This window comes from Pseudomonas sp. LB3P93, assembly GCF_054898025.1.
The window spans coordinates 1,103,446-1,128,722 of the sequence record NZ_CM142713.1; the positions used below are offsets into that span (position 1 = coordinate 1,103,446).

23 protein-coding genes are annotated in these 25,277 nt (G+C 58.8%); 8 read left to right on the top strand and 15 right to left on the bottom strand.

Annotated elements, in window-relative coordinates:
* Positions 1-14: 14 nt before the first annotated feature.
* Together ACYZT8_RS04750 and ACYZT8_RS04755 are read right to left on the bottom strand one after the other, a co-directional pair.
* Positions 15-494: a hypothetical protein gene (locus ACYZT8_RS04750; RefSeq protein WP_461979633.1), complete on the bottom strand. Its 480-nt coding sequence runs from the start codon at positions 492-494 to the stop codon at positions 15-17.
* Positions 495-627: 133 nt separating this feature from the next.
* Positions 628-1,500, bottom strand: a complete 873-nt coding sequence (locus tag ACYZT8_RS04755; RefSeq protein ID WP_461979635.1) for a helix-turn-helix domain-containing protein — start codon at positions 1,498-1,500, stop codon at positions 628-630.
* Between the two features lie 283 nt (positions 1,501-1,783).
* Here ACYZT8_RS04755 and ACYZT8_RS04760 point away from each other — a divergent pair, with 283 nt between their 5' ends.
* A complete protein-coding gene (locus ACYZT8_RS04760; RefSeq protein WP_461979637.1) occupies positions 1,784-2,686 on the top strand; it encodes a DMT family transporter in 903 nt (300 codons plus the stop codon).
* Between the two features lie 21 nt (positions 2,687-2,707).
* On the opposite strand, the gene ACYZT8_RS04765 is transcribed toward ACYZT8_RS04760, so the two are convergent.
* On the bottom strand, positions 2,708-3,217 hold the full coding sequence (locus ACYZT8_RS04765) for a DUF2165 family protein (RefSeq protein WP_461979639.1): 510 nt from the start codon (positions 3,215-3,217) through the stop codon (positions 2,708-2,710).
* Positions 3,218-3,362: 145 nt separating this feature from the next.
* Complete coding sequence (locus tag ACYZT8_RS04770) at positions 3,363-4,337, bottom strand: 2-hydroxyacid dehydrogenase (protein WP_461979641.1); 975 nt, start codon at positions 4,335-4,337, stop codon at positions 3,363-3,365.
* Between the two features lie 786 nt (positions 4,338-5,123).
* Between ACYZT8_RS04770 and ACYZT8_RS04775 the strand changes: the two genes are divergently transcribed.
* Positions 5,124-6,392 carry an IS110 family RNA-guided transposase gene (locus ACYZT8_RS04775; protein ID WP_461973989.1) on the top strand — a complete coding sequence of 423 codons (1,269 nt, stop codon included), beginning with the start codon at positions 5,124-5,126 and terminating at the stop codon, positions 6,390-6,392.
* A gap of 1,297 nt (positions 6,393-7,689) precedes the next feature.
* Here the strand turns inward: ACYZT8_RS04775 and ACYZT8_RS04780 are convergent.
* Together ACYZT8_RS04780 and ACYZT8_RS04785 are read right to left on the bottom strand one after the other, a co-directional pair.
* Positions 7,690-8,067, bottom strand: a complete 378-nt coding sequence (locus tag ACYZT8_RS04780) for a DUF6124 family protein (protein WP_461979643.1) — start codon at positions 8,065-8,067, stop codon at positions 7,690-7,692.
* 325 nt (positions 8,068-8,392) lie between these two features.
* Positions 8,393-9,361, bottom strand: a complete 969-nt coding sequence (locus ACYZT8_RS04785; RefSeq protein WP_010463147.1) for a LysR family transcriptional regulator — start codon at positions 9,359-9,361, stop codon at positions 8,393-8,395.
* A gap of 237 nt (positions 9,362-9,598) precedes the next feature.
* Between ACYZT8_RS04785 and ACYZT8_RS04790 the strand changes: the two genes are divergently transcribed.
* The 6 genes from ACYZT8_RS04790 to ACYZT8_RS04815 all read left to right on the top strand — a co-directional run bounded on the left by ACYZT8_RS04790 (position 9,599) and on the right by ACYZT8_RS04815 (position 15,807).
* Positions 9,599-9,904, top strand: a complete 306-nt coding sequence (locus ACYZT8_RS04790; protein ID WP_461973777.1) for a transposase — start codon at positions 9,599-9,601, stop codon at positions 9,902-9,904.
* Complete coding sequence (locus ACYZT8_RS04795) at positions 9,901-10,737, top strand: IS3 family transposase (RefSeq protein WP_461973779.1); 837 nt, start codon at positions 9,901-9,903, stop codon at positions 10,735-10,737. Before ACYZT8_RS04790 ends, ACYZT8_RS04795 begins: the two co-directional genes overlap by 4 nt.
* A 178-nt stretch (positions 10,738-10,915) precedes the next feature.
* On the top strand, positions 10,916-12,415 hold the full coding sequence (locus ACYZT8_RS04800) for an efflux transporter outer membrane subunit (RefSeq protein ID WP_461979645.1): 1,500 nt from the start codon (positions 10,916-10,918) through the stop codon (positions 12,413-12,415).
* Positions 12,416-12,553: 138 nt separating this feature from the next.
* Complete coding sequence (locus ACYZT8_RS04805; RefSeq protein WP_461979647.1) at positions 12,554-14,746, top strand: FUSC family protein; 2,193 nt, start codon at positions 12,554-12,556, stop codon at positions 14,744-14,746.
* Positions 14,736-14,936 (top strand): DUF1656 domain-containing protein, encoded by a 201-nt coding sequence (locus tag ACYZT8_RS04810; protein ID WP_007896379.1) that lies wholly within the window; start codon positions 14,736-14,738, stop codon positions 14,934-14,936. The genes ACYZT8_RS04805 and ACYZT8_RS04810 overlap by 11 nt, the downstream gene beginning before the upstream one ends.
* Positions 14,937-14,946: 10 nt before the next feature.
* Complete coding sequence (locus ACYZT8_RS04815) at positions 14,947-15,807, top strand: efflux RND transporter periplasmic adaptor subunit (RefSeq protein WP_461979649.1); 861 nt, start codon at positions 14,947-14,949, stop codon at positions 15,805-15,807.
* A 48-nt stretch (positions 15,808-15,855) separates the two neighbouring features.
* Here the strand turns inward: ACYZT8_RS04815 and ACYZT8_RS04820 are convergent, their stop codons facing one another.
* The 9 genes from ACYZT8_RS04820 to ACYZT8_RS04860 form a co-directional block, all read right to left on the bottom strand.
* Positions 15,856-16,545 (bottom strand): NHL repeat-containing protein, encoded by a 690-nt coding sequence (locus ACYZT8_RS04820; protein ID WP_461979651.1) that lies wholly within the window; start codon positions 16,543-16,545, stop codon positions 15,856-15,858.
* 206 nt (positions 16,546-16,751) lie between these two features.
* The gene (locus ACYZT8_RS04825; protein WP_461979653.1) at positions 16,752-17,150 is read right to left on the bottom strand and encodes a DUF4440 domain-containing protein; all 399 of its coding nucleotides are present in this window, start codon (positions 17,148-17,150) and stop codon (positions 16,752-16,754) included.
* Between the two features lie 119 nt (positions 17,151-17,269).
* Complete coding sequence (locus tag ACYZT8_RS04830) at positions 17,270-18,094, bottom strand: SDR family oxidoreductase (RefSeq protein ID WP_461979655.1); 825 nt, start codon at positions 18,092-18,094, stop codon at positions 17,270-17,272.
* A gap of 33 nt (positions 18,095-18,127) precedes the next feature.
* Positions 18,128-18,592 carry a multidrug transporter gene (locus tag ACYZT8_RS04835; RefSeq protein WP_131063464.1) on the bottom strand — a complete coding sequence of 155 codons (465 nt, stop codon included), beginning with the start codon at positions 18,590-18,592 and terminating at the stop codon, positions 18,128-18,130.
* A 260-nt stretch (positions 18,593-18,852) separates the two neighbouring features.
* Positions 18,853-20,304 (bottom strand): mannose-1-phosphate guanylyltransferase/mannose-6-phosphate isomerase, encoded by a 1,452-nt coding sequence (locus tag ACYZT8_RS04840; RefSeq protein ID WP_461979657.1) that lies wholly within the window; start codon positions 20,302-20,304, stop codon positions 18,853-18,855.
* A gap of 211 nt (positions 20,305-20,515) precedes the next feature.
* The gene (locus ACYZT8_RS04845) at positions 20,516-21,169 is read right to left on the bottom strand and encodes an alginate O-acetyltransferase AlgF (RefSeq protein WP_461979659.1); all 654 of its coding nucleotides are present in this window, start codon (positions 21,167-21,169) and stop codon (positions 20,516-20,518) included.
* 17 nt (positions 21,170-21,186) lie between these two features.
* Positions 21,187-22,362: an alginate O-acetyltransferase gene (locus ACYZT8_RS04850; protein WP_461979661.1), complete on the bottom strand. Its 1,176-nt coding sequence runs from the start codon at positions 22,360-22,362 to the stop codon at positions 21,187-21,189.
* Between the two features lie 11 nt (positions 22,363-22,373).
* Entirely contained in the window at positions 22,374-23,939 is a 1,566-nt protein-coding gene (locus ACYZT8_RS04855; RefSeq protein ID WP_461979663.1) for an MBOAT family O-acyltransferase, read from the bottom strand.
* 210 nt (positions 23,940-24,149) lie between these two features.
* Positions 24,150-25,274, bottom strand: a complete 1,125-nt coding sequence (locus ACYZT8_RS04860) for a mannuronate-specific alginate lyase (protein WP_461979665.1) — start codon at positions 25,272-25,274, stop codon at positions 24,150-24,152.
* Between the last annotated feature and the right edge of the window lie 3 nt (positions 25,275-25,277).

Sequence of the window (25,277 nt, forward strand, 5' to 3'; positions counted from 1 at the left end):
GACAAGGGCGTCGATCACAACTTAGAGGTGGATGCAGGTGGTGTTTGTTGCATTCCCGAAACATCAACCGTACCGCCCGCTTTAGTCCTCGGGCCGGGATAATCTGGCTGCCATAAGATGACGTCGAAGTTGAATTTAAGTATGCCCTTCGGAAAATCAACCTCGGTGACTGTCACTTTTCCACTTTCAGACAAAAAGACGTGGTCGTATTCGGGATCATGTGTGATTTGTTGAACGTACACGACGTTGTTGATTATCGGGTTTTTAATATCATATTCGCCGAGTGTGATGTTGTCCTTGACTATGAACTCCCAGTGTCTGCTGCCACCCCCCATTAATCCTATGATTTGGATGAAGTCTGTAGCAATCCGCCTGAAGATAATGCGGGTGCTTTCAAAGTCGGGGCGACTTTCAATCGTTGCTTTCACAGTGCCGGAAGCAAAGGGGCCATTGTTTAAAAGCTCGTGGTCAATCGTGTAGTTGCCTGAAGACATTTTTATCTCTCCATAGATAGAGTTAAAAATAGTCCGCCTTCGGTAGCTATTTATCTACTGTCAGATCTGACAGGTAGGAGTGAGTGTTAATAACATCTCGCAATAAGAAAACTATTTATGGCTCAAGTGGCTTCTAGCGAAATGCTTGCCGATACTCCCCAGGCGTCCCGCCCAATACCTGCCGAAACCGATTGGTGAAATGACTCGCACTGGCAAACCCGCACGCCAGCGCAATCTCCCCCAACGGCTGCGACGTCGTACGCAACAACTCCCGCGCCCGGCTCATACGGCGAGCCAACACATACTGATGCGGCGGCAAGCCAAAGCTCTCGCGAAACATCCGCGCAAAGTGATACTCCGACAGCGCACACAACGCCGCCAATTGCCCAAGGCTGATCGCCTCGGCCAATTGATTGTCGATGAATTCCACTAACTGCCGCCGCTGATGCGCCGCCAGTCCACCCTTGAGCCGCAAGCCCTCACGCATCCCGACCTGACCGAGCAACACGTGGGTGAGCATTTCATGGGCCAGGCTGCTGGTGAGCAGGCGTTCGCCGGGTTCGTTCCAGTTAAGGGTGAGCATCTGCCGAAAGCGCCGGGCTTGCGCCGGATCGTCAAGGAAGGTGGCTTCGCGCAACTGCAATTCGCGAGGCTCGCGGTCCAGCAGCGTGACGCAGCCGAGGGCGAATTGCTCGGGGCTGAAATACACGTGGGCCAGGCGAATGTCGCCGTTGATCACCCAGCCCGATTGATGCTCGGCCGGCAGAATGCACAGCTTGTCCGGGCCGCCCTTGGTGCCGGGCTGGTCGCGGCGGAAGGTGCCGGTGCCGCCGGCGATGTAGCACGACAGCGTGTGATGGCTCGGCGCCTCGTAGTCTTGCGCATCGTGATGGTTGCTCCACAAGGCTGCGGCCATGCCGTCACCGAGCTCGGCGCTGTGCTCCAGGCGAGCATTGGGCGAGCGGTTGAGGGCTTGAAAGACTTGCAGTGTTTCCAGTGCGGGCATGATCGCTTCTCTCTAACGCCTTGCATCCTACTCCGTAGACCTTGCGCTGCCAGCCTCTGCCACGACAAAAGCGCAAGTTTATGCAAGTGTGCCCACACTTGGCGCAGCACACTGGATCCCTAATCAGGCAATGCACTGTGGCGAGGGAGCTTGCTCCCGCTTGAGTGCGCAGCACTCACAAAACTGGGGAAATTTTCCAGGATTTGGGGCCGCTACGCAGCCCAGCGCGAGCAAGCTCGCTCGCCACAAAGTGAACTGCATTGCCCATCCCGGAGCTGTCGCCATGAACCTTTCGTTGTATTTGCTGACCGTGCTGATCTGGGGCACCACCTGGATTGCCTTGAAATGGCAGCTGGGGGTGGTGGCCATTCCCGTGTCGATCGTCTATCGCTTCGGCCTGGCTGCGCTGGTGCTGTTCGTCCTGTTGCTGCTCAGTCGACGCCTGCAAGTGATGAACCGTCGCGGGCATTTGATCTGCCTGGCACAGGGCTTGTGCCTGTTCTGCGTCAACTTCATGTGTTTCCTGACCGCCAGTCAGTGGATTCCCAGCGGCCTGGTCGCCGTGGTGTTCTCCACCGCCACCCTGTGGAACGCGCTTAACGCACGCGTATTCTTCGGCCAGAAAATCGCCCGCAACGTATTGATGGGCGGTGCGTTGGGCCTGTCCGGGCTTGGCCTGTTGTTCTGGCCGGAACTGGCCGGCCACACCGCCAGCCCAGAAACCCTGCTCGGGTTGGGCCTGGCGCTGCTCGGCACCCTGTGTTTCTCGGCCGGCAACATGCTCTCGAGCCTGCAACAGAAGGCCGGTTTGAAGCCGCTGACCACCAATGCCTGGGGCATGGCGTATGGCGCCGCGATGTTGTCGGTGTGGTGCCTGATCAAGGGCATCCCGTTCGACATGGAATGGAATACGCGCTACATCGGTTCGCTGCTGTACCTGGTGATTCCGGGTTCGGTCATCGGATTCACCGCTTACTTGACGCTGGTCGGGCGCATGGGCCCGGAGCGTGCGGCCTATTGCACCGTGCTGTTCCCGGTCGTGGCATTGAATGTCTCGGCATTTGCCGAAGGCTATCAATGGACCGCGCCGGCATTAGTGGGGTTGGTGTTGGTGATGTTGGGTAACGTGCTGGTGTTCCGCAAACCCAAGGTGCCGATGGCCCAAGGCAATGGCAAGCTTGCTTGAAACACTTGGGCCCAAGCGCACTTAGCGCTCGGTCCTGAGGGCGACGAATATCAGCAGCGGAAATATGAAATCGACAATATGCCGGGCCCAGTCCTTCGCGTTCCATACTTGCGATTCATCCATGTTGAACCATTCGACGCCGATCACTTGCAGACAAACGTAATAGACAAAGATGGCGATCAATAATCCGATTATTGAAAACTTTTTAGCCTCATGAAACTTTTCGGCAGGCGCGTTTATGTTTCGGTATAGGTGATAGGCACCTACCAGGCAAAAGGCTGTATAGATAACTTCCAGGGTAATAATGAACCAGTAGATCCGGTGGTGGAGCATGGGCGAGGTGATTGCCCGGTAGTTTAGGTTAATGTTTTCCCGGGTGGTGTCCATGCTCAGGACGTGACCAACGTATTCATAGTTTGATGAGTAGTCGGTGAAGTTGCTGTACATTACCAGCAAGCCAAAAAAGCTGATGTATGCCATTAGTAAAAACTTGCTGTGTCTAATGATTTTGTCGGTGCTAAGGCTATTCAAGTTGAGTGTGCTCCATCACTGTTTTCCGACGGGTCGGATAAGTAGTGGGGAGTGTATCGCGCTTAATTGATTTTAGTTTGTTGACTGAATTGCAAGTTGTGTAAAAAAGCGGGCAGATACTTTAGAAGTGTCTGCCCGTTTTAAGTTAGCCTTTCCAGACTTGCGGGTTGACTAGATCTTGCGGCCGCTCGCCCAGCAGTGCGCTGCGCAGGTTATCCAATGCACGGTTGGCCATGGCCTCGCGGGTTTCATGGGTAGCGGAGCCGATATGCGGCAATGTCACCGCGTTTTTCAATTGAAACAACGGCGACTCGGCCAGCGGTTCTTTCTCGTAGACGTCCAGCCCGGCGCCGCGAATGCGGTTGTTTTGCAGGGCTTCGATCAGGGCGGGTTCATCCACGACCGGACCGCGGGCGATGTTAATCAGGATGGCACTTGGTTTCATCAGTGCCAGTTCGCGGTGGCTGATCAGGTGTCTGGTTTTCTCGCTGAGCGGCACGACGAGGCAGACGAAATCGGCTTCGGCCAGCAATTGATCGAGGCTGCGGAACTGCGCGCCGAGCTCTTGCTCCAGCCCGGTCTTGCGACTGTTGCCGCTGTAGAGGATCGGCATGTTGAAGCCCAGCCGTCCGCGACGGGCAATGGCCGCGCCGATGTTGCCCATGCCGACGATGCCCAGGGTTTTGCCGTGCACATCACAACCAAACAACGGTGCGCCGACGGTGGCTTGCCACTGGCCGGCCTTGGTCCAGGCATCGAGTTCGGCGACGCGGCGGGCGCTGCTCATGAGCAGGGCGAAGGCCAGGTCGGCGGTGCTTTCGGTGAGGACATCCGGCGTGTTGGTCAGCATGATCCCGCGTTCGTTGAAGTAAGCGACGTCGTAGTTGTCGTAGCCGACGGAGACGCTTGAAACCACTTCGAGTCTGGCGGCGTTTTCCAGTTGCGCGCGGCCGAGTTTGCGACCGACACCAATGAGGCCGTGGGCGTGGGGCAGGGCTTCGTTGAATTGGGCGTTGATGTCGCCGTTTTTCGGGTTGGGCACGATGACGTCGAAGTCTTGCTTCAGCTGTTCGACCATTTCCGGGGTGACGCGGCTGAAGGCGAGGACGGTCTTTTTCATGGGAGGAGGGCTCGTCGGGGCTGGGTGAATGCCAAGCACGCTAACATTCTTTTCCGGCGTTGTGCGAGTGCTCGGGTTCGCGGGTATCTGTGGGAGCTGGCCTGCCAGCGATGGCGGCCTTCGGGCCGACCATGTTGTGGTTGACCGGGTACATATCCATTCCTGCGGTAACGGCGGCTGGCGGTTTCGCCCTTACGGCGACTCACTTTTTTTACAAGCGCCTAAAAAAAGTAAGCAAAAAAACGCTCGCCCCAAGCGTCCGGCCCCTCGCCTAGGCTCGGCGTACCTTCGCTCCGGTATCCATCCGGGGACACTGCCCTCCGGTTGGCTTCGCTGCACCTACATGCAGCGTGTTCGACTGCGTCGAACGGCGCTGCGCGCCACTCCCCGGATGAACACCTCCACTCAGCCTCCCGAAGGGGCGGGTGGATCAAGATCAAAAGCTGCTGGCGAGCTAACGCTCGGCCTGTTGAGTGGTTAGAAGCGGAAGGCGTACGCCGTCCCATTGTGGGAGCGAGCCTGCTCGCGATATAGGTAGTCCGTTCCTTTCTCTTCCATACTGACTTCGCTGGAAGTTCGCTGTCGGCGAGGAAGGAACATGCACCTGCGGGCTACGAATATGCTCGCGAAGCACTCAATGATTACGCCATCACCTTCGAGCCCACAGGTGCGCTTGCGCCCTCTAACGAATTCTCAGGGAAAGCCCGACACGGCTCTCTATATCGCCTTCGCTGGACGCAAGCATGCATGTCCCTGCATGTACTTTAGCGCCTGTGGAGGTGTTCCATGCAAACGCTCCTGTCTCAGAGGTTCACTGCTTATATCGGAATTGATTGGGCAGATGCCAAGCACGACATCTGTTTGCAGATAACTGGAGAGGCTCAGCGGAGTTTCGAGGTCATCGACCACAAGCCCGAGTCGATTGATCGCTGGGCCAAGTCGCTGCATCAACGTTACGGTGGCCCGATCGCGGTCGCCGTGGAGCTGAACAAAGGGCCACTGATAGCGGCTCTGCAAAAATATGAGTTTTTTTGTATCTTTCCGATCAATCCGAGCACCTTGGCCCGGCACCGTAAAACCTTCGTCCCCAGTGGCGCCAAGGATGATCCAACGGATGCTCAATGGGCGCTTGAGCTGTTGCTGAATCACCCAGAACGGTTTCCTCAACTGGTCCAGCAAAGCTCCGCCATGCGTTCGCTCGCCAGTCTGACCGAACATCGCCGTGGGCTGGTCGATGACCGGGTCAAGATCAGCAACCGTCTGGTCTGCATGCTCAAACAGTATTATCCGTTGGCTCTTGAGCTGTTTCATGACCATGACACGCTGGTTTTCTGTGAGTTTTTGGCGCGCTGGTCGACATTTGAAGTGCTTAAGCGCGCTCGGCCGGCCAGCGTTTTGAAGTTCCTTCACGCGCATAATGTTCGCCATGCTGAACTCAATCAGCAGCGTTTGGCGTTGATCACCAAAGCCATGCCGTTGACTGAAGATCCAGGCGTGGTCAGTCCTTCAGCGCTGTATGTGCTGGCCCTGGTCTCGCAACTGAAAGGGGTCATCACGGCGATCAAAGACTTTGATCGGGAGATCGAAAAAACCGCCAATACCCTGGCCGACTACCGCCTCTTCCAGGCCTTGCCCGGCGCGGGGCAGCAGCTTGCGCCACGGTTGATGGTGGCTTTTGGTGAGCAGCGAGATCGCTTCAAGGATGCCAGTTCGATGCAGCGATACGCCGGGATCGCACCGGTTACCGAACGTAGCGGCAAGAAAAAAGTCGTTCATTGGCGCTATCAATGCGCAACTTTTTTGCGCCAGACCTTTGTTGAGTGGGCTGCACACAGCATCAATCAATCGGTGTGGGCAGAAGCTTATTATCGCCAGCAAAGGGCCAAAGGCTGCTCTTACCAAGCCGCCCTCAGGGCCTTGGCGTTCAAGTGGATCCGGATCGTTTATCGGTGCTGGAAGACCAGCACCGTGTACGACGAAAAGGTTTATTTACAGGCCTTGCTCCGGCACGGCTCGCCGTTGACCAGCGAGCTGAACACAGCAAAATCGCGTTGACGGAAAGGCTCAGGGCGTGATGGCGACCTGACAGCCGACCAAGATTTTGCTGATGTACCCGATTCAATTGTGGGAGCTGGCTTGCCAGCGAAGACGGCCTGACAGCCGACCAATATCTTGCGGATGTAAAAAATTCCATTGTGGGAGCTGGCTTGCCAGCGATGGCGGCCTGACAGTCGACCAGTCAATTGCAGGTGTCCACCAAACCCTTGTGGGAGCTGGCTTGCCAGCGAAGACGGCCTGACAGCCGACCAGGATTTTGCTGATGAACCCAATCCAATTGTGGGAGCTGGCTTGCCAGCGATGGCGGCCTGACAGTCGACCAGTCAATTGCAGGTGTCCACCAAACCCTTGTGGGAGCTGGCTTGCCAGCGAAGACGGCCTGACAGCCGACCAGGATTTTGCTGATGAACCCAATCCAATTGTGGGAGCTGGCTTGCCAGCGATGGCGGCCTGACAGTCGACCAGTCAATTGCAGGTGTCCACCAAACCCTTGTGGGAGCTGGCTTGCCAGCGAAGACGGCCTGACAGCCGACCAGGATTTTGCTGATGAACCCAATCCGATGTGGGAGCTGGCTTGCCAGCGATGGCGGCCTGACAGTCGACCAGTCAATTGCAGGTGTCCACCAAACCCTTGTGGGAGCTGGCTTGCCAGCGAAGACGGCCTGACAGCCGACCAGGATTTTGCTGATGAACCCAATCCAATTGTGGGAGCTGGCTTGCCAGCGATGGCGGCCTGACAGTCGACCAGTCAATTGCAGGTGTCCACCAAACCCTTGTGGGAGCTGGCTTGCCAGCGAAGACGGCCTGACAGCCGACCGGGATTTTGCTGATGAACCCAATCCAATTGTGGGAGCTGGCTTGCCAGCGATGGCGGCCTGACAGTCGACCAGTCAATTGCAGGTGTCCACCAAACCCTTGTGGGAGCTGGCTTGCCAGCGAAGACGGCCTGACAGCCGACCAGGATTTTGCTGATGAACCCAATCCGATGTGGGAGCTGGCTTGCCAGCGATGGCGGCCTGACAGTCGACCAGTCAATTGCAGGTGTCCACCAAACCCTTGTGGGAGCTGGCTTGCCAGCGAAGACGGCCTGACAGCCGACCAATATCTTGCGGATGTACAAAATTCCATTGTGGGAGCTGGCTTGCCAGCGATGGCGGCCTGACAGCCGACCAGTCACTTGCTGATGTACCAAATTCAATTGTAGGAGTGAGCCTGCTCGCGAAGGCGGGGTGTCAGACGACATTAATGTTGAATGACACACCGCCTTCGCGAGCAGGCTCACTCCTACAAGTAATCAGCTGTGCGGCGAAGGTTTTGGTACGGCGACGTTATCCAGCATCCGGTTCGCCGCCAGTTCGGCCAGCATGACGATCTGTTGAATGGCCATTGCCTTGTGCCGGTGCGGGCCTTCCAGATAGTCGGCGAAATCACTCGCCATCACACTGGCCTGGGCCAGCGACTCGCAGGTGTGGGCCAACAGGTCTTCGTCTTTGATGTCCGGTGCAATCAAAAACATGGTGCTGGGTTTGCGGGTGGCAGGGGATTGAAGGGCGGCGGGGTTGAGGTAGTGATCCAACGCGCGCTCGGCGGCTTCGTTGAGTTTTTTGGAATCGAGGGATTCGTAGGGGGAAACGTCGTCGGTTTCCGGGGGATTCGGAGTTTCTTTAATCATTTGGCAAAGATCCTTAGAGTCGAGGAGCTGCCACTTTTCGTTTTCCAGACGAAAGGGTGGCAGCTGTACGCGGACTGGAAAAACCGAGAAAGGATCAAACCCGGCAGACCCGGAGGTCTCCCACGTACAGCCGCCATAACTTAGATCGCGGTGCTGAAAAAGCGCCGCATTATGTCATGTGCTGTGATCCTTCTTCGGGTTTTCCAGACCCGATCGCTGAAATGCCAGCGACCCACAAAGCCTACCCATTTCCCGTCCGACCCAACAACCGACAGAACCCGTCGGAAACATTCCCCAAAATCACCGCGTCTGTAGGACCGTGAAATCAGTTCGCCACCCGAACCCCACCCAGACTCCCACTCAATTCATACGCCACCAATTCCGCCTGATGCGCCGCCAATATCTCCGGCAACGACCCACGCAAGTACTCGACCCACGTCTTGATCTTCGCATCCAGATACTGGCGCGACGGGTAGATCGCATACAGATTCAGTTCCTGCGAGCGGTAGTTCGGCATCACCCGCACCAGCGTACCGTTGCGCAACCCTTCGATCGCCGCATACACCGGCAACACGCCGACGCCCATGCCGCTGATGATTGCCGTCTTCATCGCATCCGCCGAGTTCACCAAAAACGGCGAGCTGTTGATGGTGACCATTTCCTGGCCTTCGGGACCGTCGAAGGTCCATTTCTCCAGCGGGATCACCGGGCTCACCAGGCGCAGGCACGCGTGGTTGAGCAAGTCGCTGGGTTTGTGCGCGCAGCCGTTGGCTTTCACATAGGCCGGCGAGGCGCAGACGATGCTGTAGGTGATGCCCAGACGCTGGGAGACGAAGCCCGAGTCCGGCAGTTCGCTGGCGAGCACGATGGACACGTCGTAGCCCTCGTCGAGCAGGTCCGGCACGCGGTTGGCCATGGTCAGGTCGAAGGTGACGTCGGGGTGGGTCTTGCGATAGCGGGCGATGGCGTCGATCACGAAGTGCTGACCGATGCCGGTCATGGTGTGCACTTTGAGCTGCCCGGCCGGGCGTGCATGGGCGTCGCTGGCCTCGGCTTCGGCTTCTTCGACGTAGGCGAGGATCTGCTCGCAGCGCAATAGATAGCGCTTGCCGGCTTCGGTCAGGGCGATGCGACGGGTGGTGCGGTTGAGCAGGCGGGTTTGCAGGTGGGCTTCCAGGTTGGAGACCGCGCGCGAGACGTTGGCCGTGGTGGTGTCCAGTTGCACGGCGGCGGCGGTGAAGCTGCCGGCCTCGGCCACGTAACTGAAGGCGCGCATGTTTTGCAAAGTGTCCATGGGGTGCTCTCGGGTGCGATGGCAAATTGTGACACGAAGTTACGGGGGCGGTGACCCCGACCAAGGGATTATCACGTTAACGGTAACAAAGATTCACAGGATTCCCAGCTTATCGCCATTCGGGGCGCACCCTAGAATTGCCGCACTGCAGGAAACCCTGTGGGAGCGAGCTTGAACTGGCCTAATAATTCCGGACACCTCTTAAGGGCGATATGATTTCGCCAATTTGGAGGTTCCATGAACGAAAGAAAGGTCTATTCCCGCGAATTCAAGCATCGTGCAGCCAGCATGGTAATTGACGATAATTGCCCCGTTCCAGATGTCTGCGCGTCTTTAGGTATTGGACCTACCGCCCTGCGGCGGTGGGTCGAGCAGGTTCGCAAGGAGCGCAAAGGGCAACCCGTTCAGGGCACCAAGGCAATTACTGAGGATCAGCGCCAGATTCAGGAATTGAAAGCCAAGATCAAACGCCTGGAACTGGAAGCCGAAATCTTAAAAAAGGCTACCGCTCTCTTGATGTCGGACCCCGATCGTTTTCGATGATCGCGGAGCTAAGAGAGTCATTTCCGACCGCCACCCTGTGTCGCGTTTTCGATGTGAAGCGCAGCAGCTTTTATGAATGGATGCAGCGGCGCGCCAAGCCAAAGATCAGACGCGAAGAACTCAAAGAGAAAGTGGTCGAGTTGCACAGCGAAAGTCGGGAAGCCCTGGGCTCCAGAGCGATCAGCAAAAACCTGAAGGCACTAGATATATCTGCCGGAAGAAGCCTTGTTAGAGCATTGATGAGAGAGGCCAACATTGTCAGTAAACAACGCCAGCCGCACCTATTCAGATCCAAAGGGGTTGAAGCATTCGTCGCACCCAATTTGCTCAAGCGCAATTTCAAACCGACCGCAGTCAATCAGGTCTGGTGTGGCGATGTTACAAGCCTGATGGTGGGTAAACGTTGGGTTCATCTGGCCATCGTGATCGACTTGTATGCACGCCGGGTCATCGGTTGGGCATTCTCTCTGGTCAACGACGCGAACCTGGTCAGCAAGGCGCTACGGATGGCGACAGAGCTTCGTAAATGCCCGTCAGGAGTAATGTTCCATTCGGATCAGGGTTGTCAGTACACCAGTCGCAAGTTTCAAGAAGAGCTGAGACGCCATGACATTTTGCAAAGCATGAGTCGTCGCGGGCAGTGCTGGGACAATGCGCCGACAGAACGCTTTTTCGGCACGCTAAAGTCAGAATGGGTCCCTCGTAACGGCTACAGCACGGTCAAGGAAGCCGAAACTGATATGACGCGTTTCTTCATGTACTACAACCGCACCAGGCTCCACAGCTACAACAACTACCTGTCGCCACTAGCTATGGAGCAAAAAGCGGCATAAGCACCGTAACCGGTGTCCGGATTTACTTGACCAGTTCAGCTTGCTCGCGATGGCGGTGGGTCAGACGACATCAATGTCAGCACTGACGGCCCCATCGCGAGCAAGCTCGCTCCCACAAAGAATGCGGTGCCCGTTCTCGCAAAACTTCGTGCCTTCTCCATTTCAGGAATTTTCAGCAGTGCCGCGTCGCATCAGCAGAGCGCTTCAGACGCTCAGTGTTTTGGCCTTGTCCCTCGCAATCAGCGGCTGTATCGGAACCGGAGGTATTGCCCCGCAGGGCAAGGCACTGGAGGCCAATTCACTGGCCACCGACGAAGCTATTCAGAGCGCCGCGCAGGACGCTCACTGGCCCACTGCTCAATGGTGGCAGGCCTATGGCGACCCGCAACTGAACCGCTGGATCGACCTCGCCGTGCAAGGCAGCCCGACCATGGCCATGGCCGCCGCGCGGGTGCGACAGGCCAAGTCCATGGCAGGTGTCGCCGAGGCTGCCGAGTCGTTGCAGGTCAATGGCGAATCCACCCTCAAGCGCCACAACTGGCCCACCGATCAGTTTTATGGGCCGGGCGAGCTGGCGAACACCACGACCTGGGACAACAACGCCGCGCTGGGTTTCAGCTACGCCCTCGACCTCTGGGGTCGCGAAAGCAACGCCACCGAGCGTGCTGTGGACATGGCGCATATGAGCGCCGCCGAAGCGCGTCTGGCCCAGCTCGAATTGCAGAACAACCTCGTGCGCGCCTACATCGAACTGTCGTTGCATTACGCGCAGCGGGACATCGTCACCGCGACCCTGAGACAGCAGCAGCAAATTCTCGATCTGGCGCAAAAACGCCTGAACGGCGGCATCGGCACGCATTTTGAAGTCAGTCAGGCCGAAACGCCGTTGCCGGAAACCCATCGTCAGATCGACGCGCTGGACGAAGAAATCGCCCTGAGTCGTAACCAACTGGCAGCTCTCGCGGGCAAAGGTCCAGGGGAGGGTGCGCAGTTGCAGCGACCCACGCTGTCATTGTCCGCGCCGCTGAAACTGCCGTCGTCTCTGCCTGCGCAATTGCTCGGTCAACGCCCGGACGTGGTCGCCAGTCGTTGGCAAGTTGCGGCCCAGGCGCGGGGCATAGATGTCGCCCATGCCGGTTTCTACCCGAATGTCGACCTGGTCGGCAGCCTCGGCTACATGGCCACCGGCGGCGGGGCGCTGGAGTTTTTGACCGGCAAGAAACTCAACTACAGCGTCGGCCCGGCGATCTCGTTGCCGATCTTTGATGGCGGCCGCTTGCGTTCGGAACTGGGCGAAGCCTCGGCCGGGTATGACATCGCCGTGGCCAGGTACAACCAGACGCTGGTCAATGCGCTGAAGAACATCTCTGACCAGTTGATCCGCCGCGAGTCCATGGACAAGCAGCAAACCTTCGCCGCCGAGTCCGTGGCCACCGCGCAGAAGACTTACGACATCGCGATGATCGCCTACCAGCGCGGCCTCACCGATTACCTCAACGTGCTCAACGCCCAGACGTTGTTGTTCAAGCAGCAGCAGGTTCAGCAGCAGGTTCAGGCGGCGCGCCTGAGTGCCCATGCTGAATTGGTGACGGCATTGGGCGGTGGACTGGGTGCGGGCGAAGACGTGCCGAAAGACAGCCAGACCCAGGCACCGAAAACCCCGACGCTTCTCAAGTGAACACAAACCCTGTGGGAGCCAGCCTGCTGGCGATTGCGGTGTGTCAGGTGACATCAGCATTGACTGACACACCGCTATCGCCAGCAGGCTGGCTCCCACAGGTTCTCCACCTGACTGAATTAAAGTGAACAGGACTCCATGACTCCCTTGCCCGCACCTCTGCGCTGGCTGTATTCCCTCGAATGGCGCCGGGGTTTTTTCGACTGGGCGCGCAGCGATGGCGTGACCTGGGTCTACATTTTCAAAGTGCTGTTCGCCGCGTTCCTGACGTTGTGGCTGGCGATGCGTCTGGAGTTGCCGCAACCGCGCACGGCGATGATTACCGTGTTCATCGTCATGCAACCGCAAAGCGGTCAGGTGTTCGCCAAGAGTTTTTACCGCTTTCTGGGCACCTTGACCGGGTCGGCGGTGATGGTGGCGTTGATTGCCTTGTTCGCCCAGAACACCGAACTGTTCCTCGGTTCGCTGGCGATCTGGGTCGGCATCTGCTCGGCTGGCGCGGCGCGGTATCGCAACTTTCGCGCCTACGGTTTTGTGCTCGCCGGGTACACCGCCGCGATGGTCGGTCTGCCCGCATTGGCCCACCCGGACGGCGCGTTCATGGCGGCGGTCTGGCGGGTGCTGGAAATCTCCCTGGGGATTCTCTGCGCCACCGTGGTCAGCGCCGCGATCCTGCCGCAAACCACCAGCGCGGCGATGCGCAACGCCTTGTATCAGCGCTTCGGCGTGTTCGCCTTGTTCGTCACCGATGGCCTGCGCGGCCGAAGCAAACGGGATGCTTTCGAGGCGAGCAACGTGCGCTTTATCGCCGAGGCCGTCGGGCTGGAAGGGTTGCGCAGCGTCACCGTATTTGAAGACCCGCACATGCGTCGGCGCAACGGTCGGCTCAGTCGTTTGAACAGCGAGTTCATGGGCATCACCACGCGGTTCAACGCCTTGCACCAATTGCTCGAACGCCTGCGCAGCAGCGGCACCGACCACGTGGTGGCGGCGATCAAACCGGGGCTGCAGGATCTGGCGGAATTGCTCGATGGCTTCAGCGGTCGCGCCTTGACCAGCCCCGACGCCGCACGCCTGACCAGCGCGTTGACGACCTACAAGGAAAACCTGCCGGCGCGGGTTCGCAGCCTGCGGGCGACCTTTCAAGAGAGCGAGCCGAGTGACGCCGAGCAACTCGATTTCCACACCGCGTACGAACTGCTCTATCGCTTCGTCGACGAGCTGCACAGTTATGCACAGACCCACGCCTCGCTGGCCGATCACAGCCATGCACGGGAGCAATGGGACGAGCCGTTCACCCCGCAAACCAACTGGATGGCCTCGGCCGCGTCGGGGATTCGTGCGGCGTTCATTCTGGTGGTGCTGGGCAGTTATTGGGTCGCCACAGCATGGCCGAGCGGGGCAACGATGACGTTGATCGCCGCTGCCACCGTCGGCCTTTCCGCCGCGACACCCAACCCGAAACGCATGGCATTCCAGATGGCGTGCGGGACGTTCCTCGGGGCACTGATCGGCTTCGTCGAGATGTTTTTCATCTTCCCGTGGATCGACGGTTTTCCATTGCTGTGCGTGATGCTCGCCCCGGTGATCGTGCTCGGCTCGTTCCTCACTTCGCGGCCGCAATACGCCGGTGTCGGCCTCGGTTTGCTGATCTTCTTCAGCACCGGTTCGGTGCCGGACAACCTCACCGTCTACAACCCTTACGCGTTTATCAACGATTACATCGCCATGGTGCTCGGCATGCTGGTGTGCGCGGCAGCGGGGGCGATCATTCTGCCGCCGAACAGCCGCTGGTTGTGGCGCCGGCTCGAGCAGGATTTGCGCGGGCAAGTGGTGTACGCGATCAGCGGCAAGCTCAAGGGCCTGGCCTCGAGTTTTGAAAGCCGCACACGGGACTTGCTGCACCAGGCTTACGGTCTTGCGGCGGGTCAGCCGCAGGTGCAACGGGACTTGCTGCGCTGGATGTTTGTGGTGCTGGAGGTCGGCCACGCGATCATCGAGTTGCGCAAGGAACAGGCGATTCTGCCGGTGCATCCGGCCTACGCCGAATCCCAGCCGTGGCGCCAGGCGATCCGCGTGATGGGCCGCTCGCTGGTGCGGCTGTTTCTGCAACCGAGCCAAAGCAATCTGGAGCGCGGATTGATCGCGGTCGACCATGCGATCAGCCGCGTGCAAGCCACCGACGAACCGTTCGCGCCGCACTTCGACACCTCCGCGTTGCGTCGGGTGAAGAGTTATTTGCACTTCATTCGCACGTCATTACTGGACCCGCAATCGCCACTTGCCGCTTACGCAATCACTCAGCCCCAAGGAGTAGAACATGCCGCGTGAAATCGCCTTCCACGGCGTGTACATGCCGACCATGACGCTGATGTTTTTCATCGCCGCGGCGCTGGCCTGGGCGCTGGACCGGTTTCTGTCCGGGTTCGATCTGTACCGCTTCTTCTGGCACCCGGCGTTGCTGCGCCTGAGTCTGTTTACCTGTCTGTTCGGCGCCCTGGCGCTGACTGTCTACCGTTGAGACCACCCTGATGAAAAAGCTTTTCAGCCTGCTCGCCACCCTACTGGTGCTGGCCCTCGCGATATGGATCGGCCGGACCCTCTGGGTGCATTACATGGACACGCCGTGGACCCGCGACGGCCGGGTGCGCGCCGACATCATCAACGTCGCCGCCGACGTCACCGGTGAAGTGGTGGAGGTGCCGGTACGCGACAACCAGTTGGTGAAGAAGGGTGATCTGCTGATGCGCATCGACCCCGAGCACTACCGCATCGCGGTGAAACAGGCGCAGTCGCTAGTGGCCTCACGCAAGTCGACATGGGAGATGCGCAAGGTCAACGCCCATCGCCGCGCTGACATGGACGCGCTGGTGATCTCCAAAGAAAACCGCGACGACGCCAGCAACATCGCCGACTCGGCCATGGCCGATTACCAGCATGCCCAGGCGCAACTGGAAGCGGCTGAATTGAACCTCAAACGCACCGAGGTCCGCGCAGCGGTGGACGGCTACGTCACCAACCTCAACGTGCACCGCGGCGACTACGCGCGCATCGGCGAAGCGAAAATGGCCGTAGTCGATATGAACTCGTTCTGGGTGTATGGCTTCTTCGAAGAAACCAAGCTGCCGCACGTGCGAGTCGGCGACAAGGCCGACATGCAGTTGATGAGCGGCGAAGTGCTGAAGGGGCATGTGGAAAGCATTTCTCGCGGCATCTACGACCGTGATAACCCGGAAAGTCGCGAACTGATTGCGGACGTGAACCCGACGTTCAACTGGGTGCGCCTGGCACAGCGAGTGCCGGTGCGGATTCACATTGATGAAGTGCCGGAGGGGGTGCTGTTGGCGGCGGGGATTACGTGTACGGTGGTGGTAAACCAGCGTTCCGAATAACAGACAACATTCGCTGAACCGTGGCTCTGGATCAGGTGGCCTGCAACCTCACTTGTCGCCAGGTTTTCCGCAATTGCGCATCGCGTCGAATTCGGTGTCTGCATTTTGGCCATCAACCAGAAGGATTCCGGCATTGCCGAACGTTGAGCTGAGCGTTCCGTCGGGATTGAGCATTGCCACAAAACCGCGTTTCATTTCGTCCTGCGCCAGCGCATGGCCGGCGATCAGAATCCGACCATTGGACAGGATGTGGCAATCGTTCAAAACGGTGGGGGTTGTTACATCGGGTAGTTTTATTTCAACCCGCCCCTCTTTGCCGAACGTTTTTACCGGGAAGCCCAGTGCGTCAAATTTGAGAAGCGTTGCTGTTTCGATGTTGGGCACGCCTGTTACATAATTGGCCCCGGCGATAATGCTTCCGCCTGCAAGGGTTCTAATCACTGGCGATCCGCCAATGCAGGGATGGCTACCGTTCGTGTTTTTGATGATGACTCGTCCAATGTCACCAAAGTTTTTGTCCCAGGCTCCGCGACTATCAATGCACAGAATCTGTATGTGCGGATCCAGGGCGTCAGGTGATGTTGACCAGCCAGCCATAAAGACCCGGCCGTTGCCTATGGCAGTTTTAATGGTCTCGGCATTGCCAGGCGCAGCGAATTTAATCTGTTGCGGATCCCGGGTTTCATAGCGGTATTGCGCAATGCCGTGGGAAATATCGGGTAGGGGCTGAGCCGTCATGTCGACTCCCTCCTTCATCAAGCTTCAGTTGCCGGGACGTAAACTGATCTCAGATGAGGCGCCGAGCCCTTGGCCCATCCTCATTACTCGCCTGTTTTCAGCGTCTCAACTTTGAGCTGATGTGATGGAGGTCGTCTACTGTCAACTCTGACAGTAGACAAGCACTAAATGGTGTGTTTGGTGGCTGCGATCCGACGCGCCCCGGCTTACTGCTTACAAAACGTCTCATGCAAATGCTGCCAGATCACTTGGCCGGACGCCTGCTTCTCAAACACCACCGTTGATCGCCGATCTGAATGCAGCCCCGTCGCATCCGTCTGCTGCTCGCGATAACTCACCACCGCGCCACCGTCGTACAGTGCGATACCCCGTAAATTGCTGAGCTCAATTCTGAAGCCGAGCTTCCTTCCGCCCGCCAGCAGGAACAACTCGTTCAACGCGGCGAAATCCAGCACCCGGCCCAAGGGCGAGATCATGGAAAACTGTGGCGAAAAACGCGTGAGCAGGCGCTCAAGTGCGTACTCGTCCTGGTCCTCGGCCAGCCATTGCTCGATGGCGATGTGGGCCTGGATTACTTCGTCGAAGTACTCGGTGTAGTCGGTCATGTTTGATTCCTGAAATTCTGCGGCGTCTGGTCTGACGTCTTCGCGAGCAAGCCCGCTCCCACATTTGAAATGCATTTCCCTGTGGGAGCAGGCTTGCTCGCGAAGGGGGCGACTCGGTCTCAGAGTTGCCCGCGCAACCCAAACCGCTTCATCAATCCCGCTTCCAACAACCCTTTAGGCAACAAGCCCGCCAACAACGGCAACGCCCGGCTGCCATTGCCCAGGCGAATCAGCCTCGGTGGTTTGCTCTGCTGCACAGCCTTGAGCAGTCCAACGGCAAACTCCCTGGCCGGCGTTGGTTTGTCCTGAGAGGCCTTGGCCCGCGCGCGAATGCCTTCACGCAGCGGAAACCACGGTGATTGCTCGGTGATCAACTGCTCCGCCTCATGCCCGGCATTCTTGGCGAAGCTCGATTCGATCGCACCTGGCTGCACCTCCATCACGCGCACACCAAACGGTGCCAACTCCATGCGCAATGCGTCGCTCAACGCATGCACCGCTGCTTTCGAGGCGCAATACGCACCGGCAAACGGCGTGACCAACACCCCGGAAACGCTGCCGATGTTCACCACGATTCCTTTGGCGCGGCGCAGCACTGGAAACAGCGCGCGTGTCACACCGACGATCGCAAACACATTGGTTTCGAACTGGCGCTGCATCGCCGGTACGCCGCCGTCCAGCAGCGGCCCCATGGCGCCATAACCGGCGTTGTTGATCAGCACATCGAGGCCGCCATGTTGCTGGTTGATCTGCTCGCTGAGTTGTTCGAGTGCGGCACCGTCATTGACGTCTAGCTGCACGGCGGTGAAGCCGGCGGCGGCCAGAGCAGCCACGTCTTCAGCCTTGCGGGCGCTGGCCCAGACTTCGTATTCGGCACTTTTGAACACATCGGCGAGGGCGCGGCCAATGCCGCTGGAACAACCGGTAATCAACGCAACGGGCATGGCGCGGTCCTTGTGCAATAAGAAGTAAGGGGATCAGTCGGAGAAACTACCCTGCAAACGCTCGGCGCGAAACTCCAGGGTTTGCGGGCGATAGCCAGGACGCAGCGGCGGCAGGGGCAAGCAGTCTTCCCAATTGGCGCCGGCCTGCAGTTCGCCGGGGCCGCGATAGCGCGGGGCGGCGTATTGATTGTCGGCCAGGTTGACCGTATCGCCCGGCGCATAGGCGGCGACACGCCAACGCAACTCGGTCAGCGGCACGTCGTTGCCGTTGTTCATTGTCAGCTGCAACGGGCGGTCCGCCGGGCAGTGTTCCGGCGCGTAGGTGATGCGCAACTCCAGGCGCGCCAGTTGCTTGACCTCGCGGTTGTCCATCCAGATCACCCACGTGGCTACCAGACCCAGGCCGATGGCAGCCGCTACAGAGACGGGCAACGCCTTGGCCGGGTAGCGCAGCAACAGGATCAGCCAGGTAATGACCAGCAGGACGCCGATGAACATGACGCAAAACCTCGGGAGGGGAGACGGTCATCCTACCTAAGCGCAGGTGTGATTGGCGATGGGCGATCGTTCCCACGTTCTGCGTGGGAATGCCTCAAGGGACGCTCCGCGTTCCAATGGGACGCGGAGCGTCCCGGGCTTCATTCCCACGCGGAGCGTGGGAACGATCACCTTTCAGACAAAAAAAAGCCCCCGCCCAACCCGCTGCGGATAGGGAAAACGCAGCGGACTGGACGGGGGCTTCTGGTTTTACTGAACGCTTACTGCGCGATGGTTTTCACCGACACGCCACGTTCGATCGGGGTGGAGCGACCGTAGATATCTTCAAACCGCTCGATATCGTCTTCGCCCAGGTAGCTGCCCGATTGCACTTCGATGATCTCGAGTGGAATCTTGCCCGGGTTGCGCAGACGGTGAACCGAAGCGATCGGGATGTAGGTCGACTGGTTTTCGCAGAGCAGGAACACGTTGTCGTCGCAGGTCACTTCGGCGGTGCCACTGACTACGATCCAGTGTTCGGCGCGGTGGTGGTGCATTTGCAGCGACAGGCACGCGCCCGGTTTGACCGAGATGTGCTTGACCTGGAAACGACCGCCCATGTCCACCGAGTCGTACGAACCCCACGGACGATAGACTTCGCAGTGGTTCTGGGTTTCGCTGCGGCCCTGCTCGTTGAGGGTGTTGACCATCTGTTTCACGCCTTGGACCGAGTCCTTGTGGGCGATCATCATGGCGTCCTTGGTTTCGACGACCACGATGTTTTCCAGGCCGATCACCGACACCAGTTTGCCGTTGCCGTGGATCATGCAGTTCTTGCTGTCCTGAATGACCACGTCGCCTTTGGTGACGTTACCGTTTGCGTCTTTTTCGTTCACTTCCCAAAGCGACGCCCAGCACCCGACATCGCTCCAGCCGGCGGTCAGCGGTACGACGCAGGCGCGCTGGGTTTTTTCCATCACGGAGTAATCGATGGAATTGTCCGGGCAGCAGGCGAAGGTGGCTTCGTCGATGGTGATGGTGTCGGCATCCTGTTCGCTGCGCTCAAGGGTCAGCAGGCAAGTGTCGTAGATGTCCGGATCGTGTTTTTTCAGCTCTTCCAGGAAGCGGCTGGCGCGGAACAGGAACATGCCGCTGTTCCAGAAATAACCGCCGGACTGGACGAACTCGGTGGCGCGTTTCACGTCCGGTTTTTCGACGAAGTGCGAGACACGGCTGACGCCTTCGGGCAGCAGCGAGTCATTGGTGGATTTGATGTAGCCGTAGCCGGTTTCCGGTTTGGTCGCCGGTACACCGAACAGCACCATTTCGCCGTTTTCGGCAGCGACGGTGGCCAGGGCCAGGGCGCGTTGCAGGGCTTTCTGGTCTTCCAGTACGTGGTCGGCCGGCAGCACCAGCATCAACTCGTCACGACCTTCGTTGACCAGCATCATCGCGGTCAGGGCCACGGCCGGCGCAGTGTTGCGGCCGAACGGTTCCATCAGGATGCGCTGGGTTTCCAGTTTACGGTTGGTCAGCTGCTCGTTGACGATGAAGCGGTGGTCTTTGTTGCAGACCACGATCGGGGTGTCCATGCCTTCAAACACCAGGCGTTCCAGGGTTTGCTGGAACAGCGTGTGTTCGCCGGTCAGGGCGAGGAACTGTTTAGGGAACTGCTTACGGGAAAGCGGCCAAAGACGTGAGCCGCTACCACCTGACAAGATCACCGGAATCATGTTGTTACTCCTTGAAAATCGTATGGGTCAGAGCTACTGCGTTCTGTCGTTTCACTCTTGTTCTTATTCCGTGTCCCAACTGACACCTCGGTCCCTGTGGGAGCTGGCTTGCCAGCGATGCAGACGACTCGGTCCAACAGATGCACCGAGTCGATGCCATCGCGGGCAAGCCCGGCTCCCACAGGGTTATGGGTCAACCGGGAAAAATTGATCAGCGTGTCGAAACCGGGCGTTTTACCCAGACTGGCGACAGGCTGCTGCCTTTACCGGTGACGTACAGCACGGCGGCTTCACCGCGCTCCAGGGCAACCGGCTTCACGTCGCCGACTTTGGTGGCGCCGTCATACAGGGCCAGGCTGACTTTGACCGGGTTGATTTCACGCTCGCCACGGCTTTTGGCCGCCACGGACGGAACCACTTCGGTCTTGCCGTCAGCGGTTTTCAGGGTCAGGGCCTTGTCGCTGAGGTTCTGTACGCGAACCAGGGACTTCTGCTTGTTCTTGAACGGCGGCTCTTCGATCAGTTGCGGCGCGCCGCTGGCGTTGTTGACCAGGGTGTAATAGTGGTCGCCGGCCAGTTTCACCGGCAGGGTCTGGCTGCCGACCTTGGCGCTGTAGTCGCCGCCGGGCATGAAGCTGAAGTCGGTGCTGGACAGCGGCGCGACTTCGGCCAGGTTGGTGGTGCCGACGGTGGCGCTGACTTCAGCGTTACCGGCGTTGTAGACACGTACGAAGCTCGAACCTTTCGGTGCAGTCGGGCCATAGAGTGCGGCGTCGCCAGCGAAGGCGGACATCGAAAACACGCTCATGCCAGCAACAAGTGCAAAGGTCTTGGCGAGACGGCGAGGAGTAGTAGTGAAAGTCATGGTAGTACCTCTCTCTTTCAGTTTTGCGCCCGGTCGGGCGTCTCGGATTTAGTGTTTGCGGCTACGTTTTGTTGGCGTGCGCCGGCTTCTTTGAGCTCTGCGACCCACTGCGGGTCGGCGTCGCCGATTTCGTTGTTCACAGGCAGATAACGTTCAGGAAACTCCCAGATCAGCACCTGTGGCGGGCTGTTCTTGAAAGCATCACTTTTCAGGTAGCTGAGCATCGGCAGAATCGGGCCGTGGCCGTCTTCGGCGTAATTGACCACGTCGCTGTTCAGCGCTTGTTTCAACGCTCCGACGAAGTTCCAGTTAGGGTTTGCGCTGTAGCTGGTGCCGATCAGGGCCACCGGCACTTCAGTGTTGGCGAACAGCGCGTCGTCACCGGCAGGCTGGTCTTGCGCCGCCACGGTGTTGCGCTTTTGCAACGGTTCAGTCTTCGGCATCAGGTTTTCGAACAGCGGGTCCAGCGGCAGGAACAACCGCAGGTCGCCCTTGTGCGTGATTTTCTCCGCAGGTTCAGTGACGAAGTGTTGCGGCTCGCCGCTGAGCGGGGTTTTCTCGGCAATGGTTTTGGCCAGGGTCTCGGCAGCGATTTGCGCGCCTTCCGGAGTCCAGTGGGTATCGGTGCGCAAGAACACTTGCTGACCGTCGAGCTTGGCTTTCAGCATCGGGCCGAACAGGTCGGGCGCGATGATTTTGTTGGCCGCCACACGAGCGTGGAAGTCTTCATAGAGGTTGGCGTGAATGCTCGAAGGCTTCACTGCACCCAGGTGTTCCGGGTACAGGCGAGTCTTGGCCGGCACAATCGCCATCACCAGTTTCACGCCCTTGGCTTTCAATTCCTGACGTACGCCTTCTACGAGCGCGTAGTTGCCTTGCAGGTTCAACTCTTCGTTGACGATCGGGTTGAATTCTTCATCGCTGTACAACCATTGATCGCGACCGAGCACCACGCCCGGACGACCTTCGTTGAACAGTTTGAAATCCAGCGCGGCCCAAAGGTTGGTGCCCAGGCGCTTGATCGGGAACTCGTCGTCGTAATGCGTTTCCACGGCTTTGGCCCAGCGGCCGTTGAGCACCGTCGCATCGGCGTTGGTGCTGAAGCCGAAGAAGCTGCGCGTCGACCACAGGCCCAGCACCAGCAGGGTCACCATGAACAGGGCGATGTAGAAGATACGTAATGAGCGGGTCATGGTCAGATCCCTCAGAACTGGAAGTAAAGGAACGGCGAGAAGCTTTGCGCCGAGAGTTTGAAAATCGAGGCGATGAACAGCACCAGTACCAGCGTGCGCATCACATAGCGGGACCAGTCAGCGGTCCAGTAGGCCGGTTGCACGGTGGCTTCAACGCCGACGGTGTAACCAGGCTCGTGGATGCTGGCCGGGTTGTCACCCGGTACGGCTTTGATCATTCCAGGCTGAGCGGCGGCCGGGCCATCGGCCTCGACGTTCACCACAGGCTTGGTCTTCTCGGGCGGCAGGTTGCTGTAGAAATCACGGATGCCGAAGAACGCCAGGGTCATGTAAGCCACCACCAGGGTTGCCACTTGCAGGCCGGTGAGGCTGGCCGCGTTGAGTTCCGACAGCGACCATTCGCCGAAGCTGAACATCGCACCGTACATACGACCGGCGACGTGCAGGTTTTCCGAGCGGAAGATCACCCAGCCCATCACCACGAGCAGGAAGGTCAGCGCCCAGCGGATCGGGTTGATGCTACGCGGCGACGTGTTCAGGCCCAGGGCCTTTTCGATCGCCAGCCACATGCCGTGCCACGCACCCCAGACGATGTAGGTGATGTTCGCGCCGTGCCACAGACCACCAAGCAGCATGGTCAGGAACAGGTTGCGATAGGTCATCATCGTGCCTTTACGGTTACCGCCCAGCGTGATGTACAGGTAGTCACGCAACCAGGTCGACAGGCTGATGTGCCAGCGACGCCAGAACTCGGTGATCGACTGGCTGATGTACGGCTGCTTGAAGTTCTCCATGAAGCGGAAACCCATCATCAAGCCCAGGCCGATGGCCATGTCGCTGTAACCGGAGAAGTCGAAGTACAACTGCGCGGTGTAGGCGAGGGCGCCGAGCCAGGCGTCGCCCGTGGTCGGGTTTTGCAAGGCGAAGCAATGGTCGGCCACCACCGCGAGGGTGTCGGCGATGAAGACCTTTTTGATGAAACCCTGCATGAACCGCGTGGCACCTTCGGAGAACTTGTCGAGGGTGTGGGTGCGGTTGTTGAACTGATCGGCGAGGTCGCGAAAACGCAACACCGGGCCGGCGATCAAGTGCGGGAAGATCGCCACGAACGCGGCAAAGTCGATCAGGTTGCGAGTCGCCGGGGTATCACCACGGTAGACGTCGATGATGTAGCTGATGGACTCGAAGATGTAGAACGAGATCCCGATCGGCAACAGCACGTGGGTCAGGATGAACGGCGACAGACCGACCGAAGTCATCATCGCGTTGATGCTGTCGACGCCGAAGTTGGCGTACTTGAAGTAGCCGAGAATGCACAGGTCGACGCCCACGCCCAGGAGCAACCAGCGCTGTGCCGGTTTGGTCCGAACGCCTGCGGCACCGACTTTGAGGCCGATCCAGTAGTTCCACAACGTGACGGCTGCGAACAGCGCAAGAAAGTCCACACGCCACCAGGCATAGAACACGTAGCTGGCGAGCAGCAGCAGCAGGTTGCGATAGCGTATTCCGCTTAAGTAATACATGCCGAGAAAGATCGGCAAGAACAAAAACAGGAACACGTTGGATGAAAATACCATCCCGGTCTCTCCATGTTTAACCAACAGTCAAGGGCCAACGGCCCCCCCAAACCCCCCACCGAAAAACCTGGGGGATGTATTGCATTACATGATCGTTCCCACGCTCTGCGTGGGAATGCCTCACTGGACGCTCTGCGTCCGCTTCGGCATGTGACGCGGAGCGTCACGGGCTGCATTCCCACGCAGAGCGTGGGAACGATCACCGATGACTCAACTGCCTTTTTTGCCTTTCTCGTTGGCCGGGTCGTAGACCTTGGTCAGGTCACCCCCGAGGCGGAAGGTCTTGAACGGCTGCATCTCGTGTTTTTTCTCGAGCACATCCGGCGAGCAGGTGTAGAGCGTGCAGAACGGTTCGAGCCAGGCGAATTTCGAGTCGACCTTGAGGTCGGTCATGTCCTGTTCCTTGCCGTTCTTTTTCTCGAACTCTTCCGGGTCTTCGACACCCGCGAGTACTCGATCACCCAGGCGTTTCAGCGCGCCGTTGTTTTCCTGACGCAGATCCACACCGTTGACCAGCGCAAAACTGGCGATCATCGACAGCGGTGGCAGGGCGTAGTTGTGATAGGCGAGGGCGCGTTGCTCGCGCTTCAGCTCGTTAGGCAGGAAACCCTGGGCGTCAATCTGATTGGCGCCGACTTTGTATTCCTTCACCGACCAGTCAAACAGGTCGCGGCGGTTGGTGGCGATGGACGTTGCCATCACCGACCAGGCGGACCAGTACGAGTGGTTGTTGGTTTTTTCCAGCGGCAGGTTGTCCCAATCGCTGACCACCTGATCGGCCAGCTTGCTGAACCAGGCTTCAATCAACTGCGCCTCTTGCTGATGGTTGGCCAACGGGTGCGAGTCGGAGAACTTCAGGCGAATGTAGGACGACGCCATGCTGCCCAACGCCCATTTGCGCATGGACTTGCCGGTGTGGTTGAAGTCCTTGGACAGCAACGCATCGGCCTTGGCCCACGCGGTCAGCCAGTTTAGGGTGCATTCCAGCTGTTCCGGACGACCGTCACGCATGTACTGCATCACGCGCTTGCTGGTGCCGCGCTCAATCTTGGTGATGTCGGCAGTCGTGTCGCGGAAGGCTTTTTCCGAGGCCTCGTTCAGGGTCGAACGAGCCTTGTCGGAGCCTTCGTACTTGCTGCGAAACTGCAGCGAGCCGGTGTACGGCGTCGGTATCGCATCACAGCCTTCGCTCTTGTCGCCGGTTTTGACTTTTTCAATCGGCGCGAAGTAACCCTGTGGCGGGCGCAGTGGCGCGGCGGCCTGAGTGGCACCGGCAAACATGGCCAGGCTCAACAGGGACGGTGCGATCAATCTTTTCAAAGTTCGGGTTTGCATAAT